The organism is Microbacterium sp. NPDC089190, assembly GCF_040701795.1.
Classification (GTDB): domain Bacteria; phylum Actinomycetota; class Actinomycetes; order Actinomycetales; family Microbacteriaceae; genus Microbacterium; species Microbacterium galbum.
In genome coordinates, this window is sequence record NZ_JBFBHF010000001.1 from 506,797 (window position 1) to 521,721 (window position 14,925).

A 14,925-nucleotide genomic window follows, 5' to 3' on the forward strand; every position below is an offset into this window, starting at 1 on the left:
CACCGCCGACAAAGCTGCACACCGGCCCCGCAGTGCGTCCTACTCCTCGCGGCGCTCGTCCCACATATGACGGTGGATGTCCCGAAAATGGTCACCCCACACCCCTCCTACCGGCCATAAGTGGGACACACCTCCCCGGCGGGGCGGAACGGAGACGGACCGCGGCGCCACCGAACGACGGAAGGCCCGCCCCGACGAGGGGACGGACCTTCCGGATGCCGCGACGACCGAGCCGCAGCGCGAACCCCGCCGCAGCGGGGGTCGATCTCAGACCAGGTCGAACCGGTCGAGCTCGGTGACCTTGCGCCACGCGGCGACGAAGTCGCGCACGAACTTCTCCTTCGCGTCATCCGAGGCGTACACCTCGGCGAGCGCGCGCAGTTCGGAGTTCGACGAGAACACCAGGTCGACGCGGGTTCCGATGCCGACCTTCTCGCCCGAGCCGTCCTTCGTGCCCTCGAAGGCGTGCTTGCCGCTGTCGAGCGGCTTCCACGTCGTGCCGAGGTCGAGGAGGTTCGCGAACACGTCGTTCGTCAGCGCACCGGGGGTGTCGGTGAACACGCCCCAGTCGCTGCCGTCCCAGTTCGCGCCGATCGCGCGGAGGCCCCCGACCAGCACCGTCATCTCGGGCGCGGTGAGCGTCAGCAGGTTGGCCTTGTCGAGCAGCAGGAACTCCGCGGGCAGCCGCGCCTCGCGCGAGGCGTAGTTGCGGAACCCGTCGGCGATCGGCTCGAGCCAGCGGAACGACTCGATCTCGGTCTGCTCCTGCGAGGCGTCGGTGCGACCGGGGGTGAAGGGCACCTCGATCTCGACGCCGCCGGCGAGGGCGGCCTGCTCGACACCGGCGTTGCCCGCGAGCACGAGCAGGTCGGCGATCGAGACCTTCTTCTCCCCCTGAGCATCGAACCCGGCCTTGATCTTCTCGAGCACCTCGAGCACGGATGCCAGCTGCTCGGGGTTGTTGACCGTCCAGCTCTTCTGCGGCTCGAGGCGGATACGCGCGCCGTTCACGCCACCGCGCTTGTCGCTCCCGCGGAACGTGGATGCCGCCGCCCACGTCGTGGTGACGAGCTGCTGCACCGTGAGGCCGCTGTCGAGGATCTGCTGCTTGAGCGCCGCGGCATCCGCGGAATCGATGAGCGGGTGGTCGACGGCGGGCACCGGGTCCTGCCACACGAGCACCTCGGAGGGCACCTCGGAACCGAGGTAGCGCTCGCGCGGGCCCATGTCGCGGTGGGTCAGCTTGAACCACGCGCGGGCGAAGGCGTCCTGGAACGCCGCCGGGTCTTCGGCGAAACGCCGCGAGATCTTCTCGTACGCCGGGTCGACGCGCAGCGCCAGGTCGCTCGTGAGCATGCGGGGCTCGCGGCGTCCGGCCGAGTGCGCCTCGGGGACCATGTCGGCTCCCCCGCCGTTGACGGGACGCCACTGGTGCGCTCCCGCGGGGCTCTGGAAGAGCTCCCACTCGTAGGCGAAGAGGATGTGGAAGAACTCGTTGTCCCACCGGGTCGGGTGGTAGGTCCAGGTGACCTCGAGACCGCTGGTGATGGTGTCGTCGCCCTTGCCGGTGCCGTGGCTGTTCTTCCAGCCCAGGCCCTGGTCCTCGATGTCGGCGGCCTCGGGGTTGACACCCACGTGCGAGTCGCTCGCCGCACCGTGCGTCTTGCCGAAGGTGTGTCCACCGGCGATGAGGGCGACGGTCTCCTCGTCGTTCATGGCCATGCGGCCGAACGTCTCGCGGATGTCGTGGGCCGACAGCTGCGGGTCGGGGTTGCCGTTGGGCCCCTCGGGGTTGACGTAGATCAGGCCCATCTGAACGGCGGCGAGCGGGCGCTCGAGCTCGCGGTTGCCGGTGTAGCGCTCGTCGCCGAGCCAGGTGGTCTCGGGACCCCAGTACACGTCGTCGTCGGGCTCCCACACGTCGGTGCGGCCACCGGCGAAGCCGAAGGTGGGGAAGCCCATGTCCTCCAGCGCGACGTTGCCGGCGAGGATCATGAGGTCGGCCCACGAGATGGACTGGCCGTACTTCTTCTTGACGGGCCAGAGCAGGCGGCGCGCCTTGTCGAGGTTGACGTTGTCGGGCCAGCTGTTCAGCGGGGCGAAGCGCTGCATGCCCGCGCCCGAGCCGCCACGACCGTCGGTCACGCGATAGGTGCCGGCGCTGTGCCAGGCCATGCGGATCATGAGGGGGCCGTAGTGACCGAAGTCGGCGGGCCACCAGTCCTGCGAGGTCGTCATGACGGCCTGCAGGTCCTTCTTCACGGCCTCGAGATCGAGCGCCTCGAACGCGGCCTTGTAGTCGAAGCCCTCGTCGAGCGGGTCGCGGAGGGCGTTGTTCTTCGCGAGGATCTTCACGTTCAGGGACTCGGGCCACCACACGCGGTTGGCGGATCCCTGGGTCGGGTGCGGCAGGGCGCCGGCGGGCTCGCTGTCGGCGGGGGCCTCGCCCACCGGCAGTCGGTTGTCGTCGGGGGCGGCGCCGTCGTGGAAGACGGGGCATCCGTTCAGAGTGTCGCTCATCGGGATCCTCTCGGTTTTTCGGCTTCGGACTCGGCCCGGCAGTCGGGACACACGCCCCAGAACGTCACCTCGGCGGTCTCGATGACGAAACCGCTCCCCTCCGGCACGTGCAGGCACGGCGCCGCGCCGACGACGCAATCCACGTCGTCGATGCGTCCGCATCCGGTGCACACCACGTGGTGGTGGTTGTCTCCGACGCGCAGCTCGAACGTGCCGGAGTGCCCGGCCGGTTCGATGCGGCGCGCGAGACCCGCGTCGTCGAAGTCGCCGAGCGCGTTGTACACGGATTGCTTGCTCGTGCCGGCGAGGGTGCCGCTGACCCGTGCGAACACGTCGTCGGCGGTGGCGTGCGGCCGGGCGCGCAAGGCCTCGAGCACGGCGACGCGCGTCGTCGTGACCCGCAGACCCGCCCCGCGGATGAGGGCATCCGCGGGGGCGTCCGGCTGACTGTCGAGCATGCGTCGAGCTTACCTAGTTTTGAATGAATCAAAAATGACACGCCGGTGAACGGCGTGATCGGGGTGCGGGCGGCACGACGCAGGGCGTTTCCGCTGCGCTGCGCGCACGGCGCCGGAGCCGCCCGTCCCCGCGGAACGCCGGGGGAACCCGAAGCCTCCGCGGCGCCCCCGGGTCGGCATCCGGATGCCGTCAGCCGGCCGTCAGCGTGGGTGTGCCGGCCTCGTACTCGGTGAGGTCGCCCGTCTCCCCCGCCCGGACCGCGCGGCGTCCGACCCACAGCATGTAGAAGAGGAAGACGCCGAGGGCGGCCGCGCCGATCGCGATCTTGACAGGCCAGGGCCACTCGCGCGGGGTGACGAAGCCCTCGACGAGACCCGACAGCGCCAGCGCGAACACGAGTCCGACGGCGACGGTGGCGAGAGAGCGCCCCGCCGCCGCGAGCGCCGTCGCGCGGGTGCGACGCCCCGGGGCGACCCACGCCCAGAAGATCTGCAGCCCCGCCGCCCCCGCGACGAAGATCGCCGTGAGCTCCAGCAGGCCGTGCGGGAGGATGAACTGGAAGAACACGTCGGCCCGGTCGAAGGCGATCATGATCGCGGCCGAGGTCCCCACGCCGACCGCGTTCTGCATGATGACCATGAGCGGCCAGAACCCCGTCACCCCGAACAGCACGCACTGCGCCGCGATCCAGGCGTTGTTCGTCCACACGGTGCCGGCGAAGATCGCATTCGGGTTCTCGCGGTAGTAGTCGACGAACTGCTCGTCGGCGTAGCGCTGCAGATCGCTCTGCGCCCCGAGCGCGGCCACGGCCTGCGGGTCGCCGGAGATCCACAGCGCGACGAGGGTGGCCACGACCAGGAAGAACACCGTCACCGCCAGCGTCATCCACCGCACGCGGTACAACGCCGCGGGCAGCTGGAGGAGGAAGAAGCGCGGAAGCTGCTTCAGCACGTTCTCGCGCACGCCGGTGAGACGCAGACGCGTGCGCGCGAGCAGGATCGAGACGTAGTCGCCCTGCGGGGTGCGGCCGGCCGAGGTCTTGATGTCGGCCAGATCCGCGGAAGCCGCCCGGTAGCGGGTGACGAGCTCGTCGACCTCCTCGCCGCTCAGGCGACGGCGTCTGCCGAGCTCGTCGAGCCGCTCCCACTCGCGGCGGCGCGCGGCCGTGAGCGCGTCGAGGTCCATGTGGTCAACTGTACGCATGGCATCGACCCCGGTCCCCTCCCCCGCGGTCTCGCTCGTGCACACCACCGCCGAGGAGACGCTCACCGGTGAGGCCGTCGCCCTCGACGTCCAGCCGATCGGGTTCTTCCTGCGCGCGGTGGGCGCAGTCATCGACGTCGTGATCGGCGCGGTGCTGCTCTTCGGCGGTGCCCTTCTGCTCGCCACCCTCACGGCGCAGGGCTCGCTGCCGGAATCCGCCCTCGGCATCGGCGTGATCACGCTGCTCGTCCTCGTGATGGTGGCGGTGCCCACCACGGTCGAGACGCTGTCGCGCGGGCGCAGCCTCGGTCGCCTCGCGGTGGGGGCGCGCATCGTCCGCACCGACGGCGGCGCCTCCGGCTTCCGTCAGGCGCTCATCCGCGCGCTGACGGGGGTGCTCGAGATCTGGTTCACCTTCGGCGCGATCGCCGCGGTCGTCGGGATGTTCACCCCGCGCTCTCAGCGCCTCGGCGACCTCCTCGCGGGCACCGCCAGCGAACGGACGCGCACCCCGCGCCTGCCCCTCGAGGCCCCCGGCATCCCGCTCGGTCTCGAGGCATGGGCGCAGGTCGCCGACGTCTCGCGTCTGCCCGACCGCCTCGCCGCGCGACTGTCGCAGTTCGTGCGCGGGGCCGACGCGCTCACCCCCGCCGCACGCGCGCGCGTGGCGGTCTCGCTCGCCGAGGCGGTGCGGCCCTTCGTCTCGCCGATCCCCGCGGTGGATGCCGAGAGCCTGGTCCGCGCGGTGTCGGCGGTGCGACGCGATCGCGAGTATCGCGCCCTCCTGCTCGAGAACGAGCGGGCCGCCGCCCTCACCGAGCGCGCCTGAGCAGCGGGTCGCGGGCGAGGGAGCGCCGCCTTCGGGGAGGATCGGGGCGGATCACCGCGTTCCGGGCACGAATCCCCTGCCCCACGGAGCCGAACGCGCCCCGAACCGGGAAAGCCGGCGCCACGACGCGAAGGGCGCATCGGGTCAGACGCGCGGCACGGCCGGCCTCAGGCGCGCAGCGTCTCGTGGCGCACGACGACCCAGCCCTTGGGGACCGACAGGCGGTCGGCGTGGATCGCGCACAGGTCGTGCGCGTGCGGGTCGCCCGCAGGCCCCAGGGGGCCGAGGGCCGCCATCTGGTCGCCGTAGTCGTAGGTGAGGGTGCTCATCGCCTCGCGGGCGCATCCCACCTTCGAGCAGAGTCTGTCGCGCATCGCGGTCAGCCTACCCAGCCCCTCCGACACCGCCACGACGCCGCGCCGGGATGAGGAGCACCCCGGATGCCGGTAACCGGCGCCGCAGTAGACGGCGGAGGCGGGGTGCGCAGAGGCATACCCCGGCGATGCAGGGGCCCGGGGCCGATCGCCGTGCGGCGGAGGGCACCGACGCGGAGCGGACGTGCGGACGGCTCCCCGCCGGCCCCGACCGTTGTCCGACGCCCGGCGCGACCCGCCGACGAACGTAGGATGGGCGGATGATGCGTCGTCGATCCCGCGAAGCGCGTCCGGTCGTCCGCCCCTCCCGTCACGGTCGGCACGGCCGCGAGAACCGCAGCCCGGTCGTCCGTCCGCCGCTGCCCCCGATCGACACCCGCGTCGAGCGGTTCGACGTCGCCGTCAGTACGGCGGCGGAGTTCCTGCGCTCCGCCTGGCCCGAGCTGCGCGAGGTCTCGTTCGAGATCGGCATCATGCCTCCGGCGGCCGGTGACGGCATCCCCCGCTGGACGGTGCTGCGCGATGAGAAGCGCATCATCCTGTACCGCGTGCCGATCGAGCGGCTCGGTCACCCGCACCACGACGACGACCTGCACCGTCGCATGATGATCGAGGGCGCCGTCTTCCGCGCGGCCGCGGAGTTCCTCGATCGCGACCCGTGGGACCTCGGGCCCGAGCGCTTCCGCTTCCTCTGACCGGTCCGGATGCCGTGACCCGGCGCCCCGGGCCTAGGGCAGGACGGTGACCGCCGAGGCCGCGGCGTCCGCCGGCCACAGCGGGTACGACGCGAGTGCGCCGGCCCCCGCGTACGACACCGCGGCGCGCACCGGCGCATCGGTGTCGAGGCGGTAGACCCCCGTGCCGACGGGGAGGGCGACGCTCGCGCCGGCCCCCACCGCGGTCGTCAGCGGGTCTCCCCCGTCGACCGGCGTGAGGGTGACCGTCGCGTCGCTCGCGTCGCCGGCGATCACCACGGCGGCACCGACGCCCGAGGCGACGGCGATCACTCCGGACGACGAGAACGCGGGGGCGGCGGCGTACCAGGCGAAGTCCGCGCCCTCACCGAAGCCCGTGGTCGACCACGCGCCTCCGACGACGGGAGCGGCGGCCGTCACCTCGACGGTGTAGGCCCCGGCCGCGACGCCCGAGAGGTCGAGCGAGGTCGGGAGTCCTGCCGTGAGCGGCACCAAGCGGGCCTCCGGCACCGCGGTCGCGGCATCCAACGGGGTCATGGTCACCGTCGCCGTGGTGTCGGCCCCCGGTGCGAGAAGGCGCAGGACGGTCCCCGCCTGGCCCTCGCCCGTCGTCAGCACCTGCACCCCGGGGATCACCAGGCGCGTGTCGGCCTGGGCGAAAGGCGCGACCTGGTCGCTGCCGCCCGGCAGCAGCACGCGCGTGAGGTTCGCCTGCAACGAGGCGTGCACGGGGGCACCGGATGCCACCACCCGCACCACCGGGCTCTCCTCGCCCAGCAGCAGGCCGGCCAGGGGCACGACGCGGCGCTCACCGGGCGGGACGACGAGGTTGCTGCCACCGGGAGGGGTCGAGACGCCCTGGGCACCGTAGACCGACAGCTGGACGGTCGCCGGGACGGTTCCCGGGTTGGCGAGGACGACGAGGTCGTTCGACCCGGTGGTGGAGGCGCCGCCCACGAGCCACGACTCGGCGAGGGGCGCGCGGCAGGCGGAGGCGGCGAAGCCGGTGAGGTCGTCCGACACCGCGGTCGCCGAACCGGCAGCGGCCAGCGGGGTCTGCACGCCGTCCTGCGGGGCGGCGCGCAGGGCGTCGGCGGAACCGTCGTCGCCGCCCGTCGCCCCGGTCAGCGCCGATGTGTCCGCGGAAGCGGAGGAGGGACCGCTCACCACCTGCTGCGCGGCGGCGGCGCTCAGGCTGTTCGCCGCGTCGGCGCTGCGACCGAGCGCCAGCAGCGGGCCGTCGCACGCGAGGACGGTGTCGGAGGGCGCGGGGGTCGCCTGCACCCGGACCGGCTCGGCGGCGTACTCGGGCCAGGGCGCGGCGATACCCGCGACGGTGCCGACGACCGCCGCCGTGGCGACGGCTGCCCCCGCCACGACGCGGGCGCTCGTGGCGGCGAAGCGGACGAGACGACGACCGCTCATCGTGATCCTCCCGAGATCGGGCCGACCGTGCGCGGCGTCCGCCGGGCGACCCGGCGCGAGGCGGCGGTGGGCACGGCGAGCAGGAGCGCGACCAGCACCACGCCCAGCGAGGCGAGAGTGACCAGGCGCTGGAGACGCACCTGGTGATCGTCGATGGGCGCACGGGCGACGATGGTGGTGTTCACGCGCCAGAGGTCGCCGCGGGAGGTGGCCCCCACCGGGTCGAGCAGGTCGCGCTGGTCGAGCGACGTGGCCGCACCGAGACGCGCCCCGCGGATCACGTCGTCCTCGCCCGCGGGCGCCGACGCCAGCAGCACGAAGCCGATGCCACGATCGGCCAGACGCGTGACGACGTCGTCGGCGGACGCAGTGACGAGATCGGCGGCGAGCGCCGCGAGCTCCTCGTCCGCGGGCGACGCGGCGGTGCGCGTGGCCTGCACGGTGCTCTGACCGGACAGGGTGGCACTGCCGCCCCAGACGACGTCGACGCGCATGCCGTCGGCGCGGGGGTCGAGCACGATGGTGCCGATGTCGGTGGAGCCGCGCCCCTCGGCGGCGACGAAGGCCGGCAGGGTCGACACCGGACCGTTTGTCAGCACCGAGCGACCGCTCTCGACGGAGGCGGTCTGCGCGGTCAGCGCCGGGGCCACGGCGACGAGCAGCGCCGCCAGAGCGGCCAGCGCGCCGATCGGTCGCAGCACGCGCACGCGCTCCACGAGGCCGGCGTCGAGCGCGACGACGGCGGCACCGACCAGGCCGATCCACGCGAGGCTCAGGCCCGATCCGGCCCACACGGGCACGGCGATCGCGTCGCGGAACGACACGGCGACGCCCACCGCGGCGAAGGCCGTGGCCAGCCCCGTGACCGCGATCACCAGCAGAGCGGATGCCGTCACCCAGCGGGGCGTCAGCACCGCGAGCAGCGCGAGAACGGCGAGAGGCGCGACGAGCAGTCCCACCCACCACACGGGCCCGTCGAACACGGCGGCCCACCCGCCGGGATCCGACGTCGGGAAGCCGGCCGCCAGGAGCGCCCGACCCAGGGGGTCGGCCGTGGCCTCCGCCCCGGCATAGGGCAGGCCCGGATCCGCGAGGAGCGCCCACGGCGTCCCGCGACGCACCTGCGTCCACACCAGGGGCGCGAAGATGACCGCCGACGGCACGAGCAGCCAGACCACACGGGCCACTCCGCGGCCCGCGACGAGCGCCACCACGATGAGCGCCGCCGACCACAGCACGACCACCGCGGGTGCGAGAGACGGGGCGCACGCGAGCACGGCGACCAGGAGGAGGGATGCCGCTCCGGCCGGCGCCCACGACCGATGGGCCACGCTCGCCGCGAAGAACAGCCACGGCAGCAGCAGGTGCAGCAGCACGGCAGCGGGGCGGCCCTCCACGAGGGCGGCGAGGAAGGTGGGGGCGAGGGCCCACGCGAAGGCGGCGGTGATGCGCAGCAGCGACGACTCGGTCACCCGCGTGGCGGCGAACCAGCCGCCCAGCACCGCCAGCGGGAGCGCGAGCACCCACAGCACGACGAAGGCTCGCGAGGGGTCCCCGGGCGAGAGCGTGCCGAGGAGCGCGACGAGTGCCGAGAACGGGTCGGCCGGTCCCACGGCATCCAGACCGAGGGGGCGGGCGCCCCAGGCGGCGTCCTGCCAGAGCTGGGCGATGTCGGCACGGAGCGGCAGCAGCGCTCCCCCGCCGAGGACGGGCCAGGCCAGCAGGGGGGCGAAGAGCGCCGCCGACACGGCGAGCGCGCCGAGGACGGCCCACGCGCCGCCCCCGACGAAGAAGCGCAGCTCCGAACGAACGGGGGCGTCGGGGTCGGCGCCGTCGGCGTCGAGACGCAGGCGCATCTGCGCCCGCGAGATGCGCAGCGGCGCGATGCGCGACCACCCCACGCGGCGTACCGTCCGGATGCGGCGACGGGCGCGCGCGACGGCGGCGGGTCGGAAGAGGACGAGCAGCGTCGCCCCCCACTCCGGCAGCACCCGGTAGGGCATCTTCGTCACGAGGTGCATGACCGTGCGCCACAGGGCGAGCGGCAGGAACGAGAGCCAATGCAGCAGCACGGCCGCGGACGGCGCGTACGCCAACCGCCGGTGCAACTGCGCGGTGCGCGTGGCGAACGCGCGACGACGCGCCCGACGGCGACCGCGGGCCATCGCGGCCACGCCGTCGCCCGCGACCGCGACGCGCGCCGCCGGCACGAGCGAGACGAGATCGCCCGCCAGGCGCGCGCGCACGCCGAGGTCGAGCCCCTCGTCGGCCCCACCGAGGGCGGGGTCGAGACCGCCGAGCGCGGTCCACGCCTCGCGACGCACGAGCATGCCGCGCACGTCGGCACCGAGCACGTCGGCATCGGCGTCGTGCTGACCCTGGTCGAGCTCGCCCTTGGCGAGTTCGACCGTGCCGCCGTAGCGGTTCATGCTCACACCCAGCGACACGATCTCGTCGCGGTCGTCCCACGACACGAGCTTGGGCGCCGCGATCACGAGCGACGACGACAGCTCGAGGGCACCCGCGAGACGGACGAGGGCGTCGGGATCGGGCGCGGTGTCCTGTGCGAGCAGCCACACGGCGTCGCCGGTCAGACGCGGCGTGGCCAGGGCCGTGGCGACGGCGAACGGGGTGCCGGCCGGAGCCGTGATGACGCCTTCGGCGCCGGAGGAGGCCGCGACCTGCGTCAGGGCCGGGTCGGCGCCGCACAAGACGATGGTCAGGGCGTCGACCGGACGGGTCTGGGCCGCGAGGGCTGCGAGCGTGCTCTGCAGATGGTTCGCGGCGGGGGTGCGTCCTTCGGGACGCACGACGAGGATGGCGTGTACACGGGCGGGCATGACCGGATCAGCCTAAGTCGGCTCCTCCGCGATCACGGACGCCGCGCCGTCGGGACGCCGATCGCTCACCCCTGGGTCACCCGAGGGCGACGGGCGGCGGATCAGGCGCGACGCTTGAGCTTGCGGCGCTCGCGCTCGCTGAGACCGCCCCAGATGCCGAAGCGCTCGTCGTTCTGCAGGGCGTACTCGAGGCACTCGCTCTTGACGTCGCACGAGGTGCAGATGCGCTTCGCGTCGCGGGTCGATCCGCCCTTCTCCGGGAAGAAGGCCTCGGGATCGGTCTGCGAGCACAGCGCGTCGGTCTGCCAGGCGAGGGTGTTCTCCTCGGTCGCGTCGATGTCTCGGCGAACGCCGGGCACTCCCAGATCGACCGGGTCTACGAACCAGTTGTCCGGGACACCGGACCGGTACTGCGACGTCGCCATATCGTCCTCCGCCTCGTTCAAGCCCCCATGACGCGGTTCCGCGTAGACATAATTACACCCGTGTGATTCGGTTTGGTCAAGTCGCGGATCGTAAACCCTCAAGGCCGAGGTGAAGCTTCACACCCCCTCACGGCGTGTCGCGATCAGGCCCCCGGCATCGCGACGAAGACCTCGCCGCCACCGTCGCCCGACAACGGGGACTCGTCGGGGGTCACGAGCGCGGCCTGCCCGGGCTTCAGGCTGACCTGCGCGCCCGAGGCTCCGGTGATCGTCGCCTCCCCGGCGACGCCGAGCGCGATCGCGACGCCGCGCAGGTCGAGCGACCCCGACGCCTCGGCGGCCAGGTGCCCGAGGGCGAAGTCGGCGATCCCGGGTGCGAACACCTCGGCACCGTCGCCCGCCGGAGTCGCCCGCAGGAACGGCGGCTCGGCGGGCCGGAAGTCCACCAGCGCCAGCAGTTCGTCCACGTCGATGTGCTTGGGGGTCAGCCCCCCGCGCAGCACGTTGTCGCTCGCGGCCATGATCTCCACACCGAGACCGGCGACGTAGGCGTGCAGCACGCCGGCGGGCACGAAGATCGCCTCACCGCGCCGCAGCTCGACGAGGTTCATCAGCAGCGCCACCACGATGCCGGGGTCTGCCGGGTAGGCGGTGTGCAGCGAGCGGGTCAGGGCCAGCTCGGCGGCGAACTCCCCCGGATCGGCGGATGCCGCGGCATCCACGATCTGCTCGATCGCGGTCGCGTCGGCCTCGCCGAGGAGCCAGGCGATGCTCGCGCGCAGGGCGTCGGCGGCGTCGGGCGCGGACAGGTGGGTGCGCAGCGTCTGCACGCCCGGGGCCTCGCCGAGGGTCGCGACGAGCGCGCGCGTGCGCTCGATGTCGCGGAGTCCCGCGAGAGCGGTGAAGGTCTCACTCAGCGCCACGATGACCTCGGGCTTGTGGTTGTCGTCCTTGTAGTTGCGCTCGCCCGCATCGCGCGGGACCCCCGCGGCCTCTTCGCGCGCGAAGCCCTCGACGGCCTGCTCCTTCGAGGGGTGCACCTGGATCGACAGGGGCGCGCCGGCGGCCAGGAGCTTCAGCAGGTAAGGAAGCGCGGCGGGCACGCCGTGCTCGCCGGCGGCGGCCGGGAGCCACGCGTCGAGGGTGCGCTCCGAGCCGTCGTGCACCCGCGCGGGCGAGCCCGGGTGGTCGCCGAACCACACCTCGGCCTCGGGAGCACCGGAGGGCTCACGACCCTCGAGGTCGGCGATGAGCGTGGGGCTGCCCCAGGCGTAGTCGCGGGGCGTGTTCGAGATCGGGATCAGCACGGCGTCAGCCTAGTGGTCGGACCGGACGGTCCCGGATGCCGCCCGCTACCCTGAGATCACCATGGCGATGCACACGAACCACCCGGTGTCGGCGCTGCCGACCGCGCCTGCGCGCGAGACGACCGGGCACCTGCTGCTGCGCGCCTGGTGCGTGTTCGTCCTCGTGCTGGCGCTGGGCGGTGTGGGACTCGTCAACGCCGTCGGCCCCGTGCCGACGGCCGTCGTCGTCGTCGCCTCCGCCGTGGTCTCCGCGATCCTCTGGCTCGTGACCCGACCGCCGCTGGCCGTGCGCCGCCTGCCGTGGCTGGCGTTCGGCTACGTCGCGTGGGCCACCGCGTCGCTCGCGTGGAGCGCCTGGCCGGCGGCATCCGTGCTCACCTGGCTCCTGCTGGTGATCACGACCTTCCAGGGCCTGTTCGTGGGAGCCGTGCTCACCTGGCGCGACGTCGTTCGCGCCGTCGCGTCGGCCGCCAAATGGATCGTGGGGCTGTCGTTGCTCTTCGAGCTCGTGGTGTCGGTGTTCGTGCGGGGGCCGGTGCTCCCGGGCTTCGTGATCCCCGACGAGCGCCTGGATCCGATCGTCTACTGGTCGCGCGACAACCTCTTCGACGGCGGCCGCATCCAGGGCGTGTTCGGCAACGCCAACCTCCTCGCCGCCGTCATGCTCGTCGCGATCATCGTGTTCGCGATCCGGCTGGCCGTGGGCGCCCCCCGACGGGTGCTGCTCGGGGTGTGGATCGCGATCGCCGCCTTCCTGTTCGTGCGCGCGGGGTCGGCCACCGCCTTCCTGGCCGCCGCGTTCGTCGCGCTCGTGCTCGGCACCGTGCTCGTGATGCGCACGGCGCGGCGCCCCGGCGAGCGCACCCGCTGGTACCTCCTCTACGCGGCGATCGGTCTCGGTGCGGCCGCTGCGCTGTGGTTCGGCCGCGACGCCCTGTTCGGCCTGCTCGGGCGCGGCGCCGATCTGACCGGACGCGAAGGGATCTGGGCCGACGTGATCGCCCGCGCCGACCAGCATCCCGTGATCGGCTGGGGCTTCTCGACCCCCTGGATCGCCTCGGAACCGCTGATCGACGGCTGGATCGTCGACCACGGCCAGACGGTCGTGCAGGCGCACAGCATGTGGCTCGACGTCTACCTCCAGCTCGGCGGTGTCGGCGTCGTGCTCCTCGCGCTCGTGTACCTCGCCTACGTCTGGCGCTCGTGGTTCTTCGCCGTCGACCGGCCGCGGTGGGACCTCCGCGACGACCGCCCGCACTCCCCGCTCACGCTCCTGCCCACGCTGATCGGCGCCCTCCTCGTCGTGCAGGGACTCACCGAGTCGGGCCCGCTGCTGCTGTGGGGCTGGATGTTCGTGGTGCTGTTCGGCGCGAAGATCAAGCAGACGCCGCTGGTCGGAGTGGGGCCCAGCGAGCAGAGCATCTCGATCGAACGCGGCGAACTGCAAAGACCCGCCCCGTGATCGCGGAGCCCGACGCGCTCCGCCCTCGCCTGTTCTCCCTGCTCTCCTCGGCGGCGCTCGCCCGCGCGTTCACCCTGACGGTCTTCACCACGGTGTTCGGCGGCTTCGCCCTGACCGCCGTCGCGGGTGCGGTCACGCTCGCGACCGTCCTCGCGGGGCTGTGCATCCTCGGCGCGGCGATCCTGTTCGCGCGGCGCGACGAGATCGAGATGGTGCGCCTCGCCCCCACGACCCTCGTGCTGCTGGTGGCGTGGGCCGCCGCGAGCGTCTTCTGGAGCGCCGCGCCGACCGCCGCCCTCGCCGGATGGATGCAGCTGGCGGGGATCGCCCTCCTGGCCGTCGTGATCGGCCACGTGCGCGACGCCCTGCAGACCGTGCGCGCCCTCGGCGACGTCCTGCGCTGGCTGCTCGGCATCTCGCTCGGGCTCGAGGTGCTCAGCGGCATCCTCCTCGATCTGCCCATCCCGTTCCTCGGTATCCAGGGGGCGATCGCCGACCTCGGCCCCATCCAGGGCCTGTTCGGCACGCGGAACGCGCTGGGCTTCGTCACCGTCACCGCGCTGATCACCTTCCTCGTGGAGTTCCGCACCCAGTCGGTCGGCGTGGGCGTCGCGATCGGATCCGTCGTGCTCGGCGGCGTACTGGCCGCGCTGAGCGGATCGCCGACGGTCATCGTGGTCGCGCTGGTCACGGCCGTCGCGGCACTCGCCCTGTGGGGCGTGCGGCGGGTGCCGACCGATCGACGACGCGGGGTGCAGGTCGGCCTCGGCATCGGGGTGGCGGTCGTGGTGGCCGTCGCGTACGCCGCACGGGCGTCGCTGGTCGCCGCCCTCGGGGCCCAGGACGACCTCGAGACGCGCACGCGCGTGTGGACGCGCGTCCTCGACATCGCCGACATCCGCCCCGTCCAGGGCTTCGGGTGGTTCGGGGCGTGGGACCCCGACGCCGTCCCTTTCGCCCTCGTCACCCTCGCCGACGGCGCGCGGCACGCCTCGGCCCTCAACGCCTACCTCGACGTGCTGCTGCAGCTCGGCTGGGTGGGCCTGCTGCTGTTCCTGGCGCTCGGCGGCCTCGGCCTCGCACGCGGATGGCTCGTCGCGGGCGAGCGGCGCGCCGTCGTCCACGCCTGGGCGCCGCTCATCCTGGTCGCTCTGCTCACCGTGTCGCTGTTCGAGAGCTTCACGCTCACGGGTCCGGGATGGCTCCTGCTCGCCCTGTGCGCCGTGCGGGCGGGGCAGTCCCGGTCGTGGCGCGAGCGCCTCGAGCAGCGGATGACGGATGCCGCCCGCCCCGCGACCGACGGCCGCCCCGGCCCCGACGGGCGGCGCGGGCAGGCTCCCGACGCTCAGGGCGGCGCCGGTGACGCCGGGTAGACTGCGGGCGGCC

General features: G+C 73.3%; 12 protein-coding genes. 4 read left to right on the forward strand and 8 right to left on the reverse strand.

The genetic code is table 11. The features are described 5' to 3' along the window. Nucleotides 1-267: 267 nt before the first annotated feature. From katG to AB0230_RS02650, 3 genes are all read right to left on the reverse strand, one after another. Complete coding sequence (katG, locus tag AB0230_RS02640) at nucleotides 268-2,520, reverse strand: catalase/peroxidase HPI (protein ID WP_366373810.1); 2,253 nt, start codon at nucleotides 2,518-2,520, stop codon at nucleotides 268-270. Continuing rightward, on the reverse strand, nucleotides 2,517-2,978 hold the full coding sequence (locus AB0230_RS02645; RefSeq protein WP_366373812.1) for a Fur family transcriptional regulator: 462 nt from the start codon (nucleotides 2,976-2,978) through the stop codon (nucleotides 2,517-2,519). Before AB0230_RS02645 ends, katG begins: the two co-directional genes overlap by 4 nt. 190 nt (nucleotides 2,979-3,168) lie before the next feature. Continuing rightward, entirely contained in the window at nucleotides 3,169-4,164 is a 996-nt protein-coding gene (locus AB0230_RS02650) for a stage II sporulation protein M (protein ID WP_366373814.1), read from the reverse strand. 16 nt (nucleotides 4,165-4,180) lie between these two features. Here AB0230_RS02650 and AB0230_RS02655 point away from each other — a divergent pair, with 16 nt between their 5' ends. Continuing rightward, complete coding sequence (locus AB0230_RS02655; RefSeq protein ID WP_363393036.1) at nucleotides 4,181-5,011, forward strand: RDD family protein; 831 nt, start codon at nucleotides 4,181-4,183, stop codon at nucleotides 5,009-5,011. 167 nt (nucleotides 5,012-5,178) lie between these two features. On the opposite strand, the gene AB0230_RS02660 is transcribed toward AB0230_RS02655, so the two are convergent. Beyond that, entirely contained in the window at nucleotides 5,179-5,385 is a 207-nt protein-coding gene (locus tag AB0230_RS02660) for a DUF3499 family protein (RefSeq protein WP_136587001.1), read from the reverse strand. Nucleotides 5,386-5,645: 260 nt separating this feature from the next. On the opposite strand from AB0230_RS02660, the gene AB0230_RS02665 reads away from it, so the two are divergent. Next, a complete protein-coding gene (locus AB0230_RS02665) occupies nucleotides 5,646-6,080 on the forward strand; it encodes a hypothetical protein (protein ID WP_315993317.1) in 435 nt (144 codons plus the stop codon). A gap of 33 nt (nucleotides 6,081-6,113) precedes the next feature. Here the strand turns inward: AB0230_RS02665 and AB0230_RS02670 are convergent, their stop codons facing one another. From AB0230_RS02670 to manA, 4 genes are all read right to left on the reverse strand, one after another. Then, nucleotides 6,114-7,505: a DUF5719 family protein gene (locus AB0230_RS02670; RefSeq protein WP_366373817.1), complete on the reverse strand. Its 1,392-nt coding sequence runs from the start codon at nucleotides 7,503-7,505 to the stop codon at nucleotides 6,114-6,116. After that, nucleotides 7,502-10,345 (reverse strand): glycosyltransferase, encoded by a 2,844-nt coding sequence (locus AB0230_RS02675; RefSeq protein ID WP_366373819.1) that lies wholly within the window; start codon nucleotides 10,343-10,345, stop codon nucleotides 7,502-7,504. Before AB0230_RS02675 ends, AB0230_RS02670 begins: the two co-directional genes overlap by 4 nt. Before the next feature lie 101 nt (nucleotides 10,346-10,446). Continuing rightward, nucleotides 10,447-10,770, reverse strand: coding sequence for a WhiB family transcriptional regulator (locus AB0230_RS02680; RefSeq protein WP_058232110.1), 324 nt, complete (start codon nucleotides 10,768-10,770; stop codon nucleotides 10,447-10,449). 143 nt (nucleotides 10,771-10,913) lie between these two features. Continuing rightward, complete coding sequence (gene manA, locus AB0230_RS02685; RefSeq protein WP_366373822.1) at nucleotides 10,914-12,077, reverse strand: mannose-6-phosphate isomerase, class I; 1,164 nt, start codon at nucleotides 12,075-12,077, stop codon at nucleotides 10,914-10,916. Between the two features lie 61 nt (nucleotides 12,078-12,138). Between manA and AB0230_RS02690 the strand changes: the two genes are divergently transcribed. After that, nucleotides 12,139-13,539, forward strand: coding sequence for an O-antigen ligase family protein (locus tag AB0230_RS02690; RefSeq protein WP_363578719.1), 1,401 nt, complete (start codon nucleotides 12,139-12,141; stop codon nucleotides 13,537-13,539). Further along, a complete protein-coding gene (locus AB0230_RS02695; protein WP_366373824.1) occupies nucleotides 13,536-14,912 on the forward strand; it encodes an O-antigen ligase family protein in 1,377 nt (458 codons plus the stop codon). Before AB0230_RS02690 ends, AB0230_RS02695 begins: the two co-directional genes overlap by 4 nt. Nucleotides 14,913-14,925: the final 13 nt, after the last annotated feature.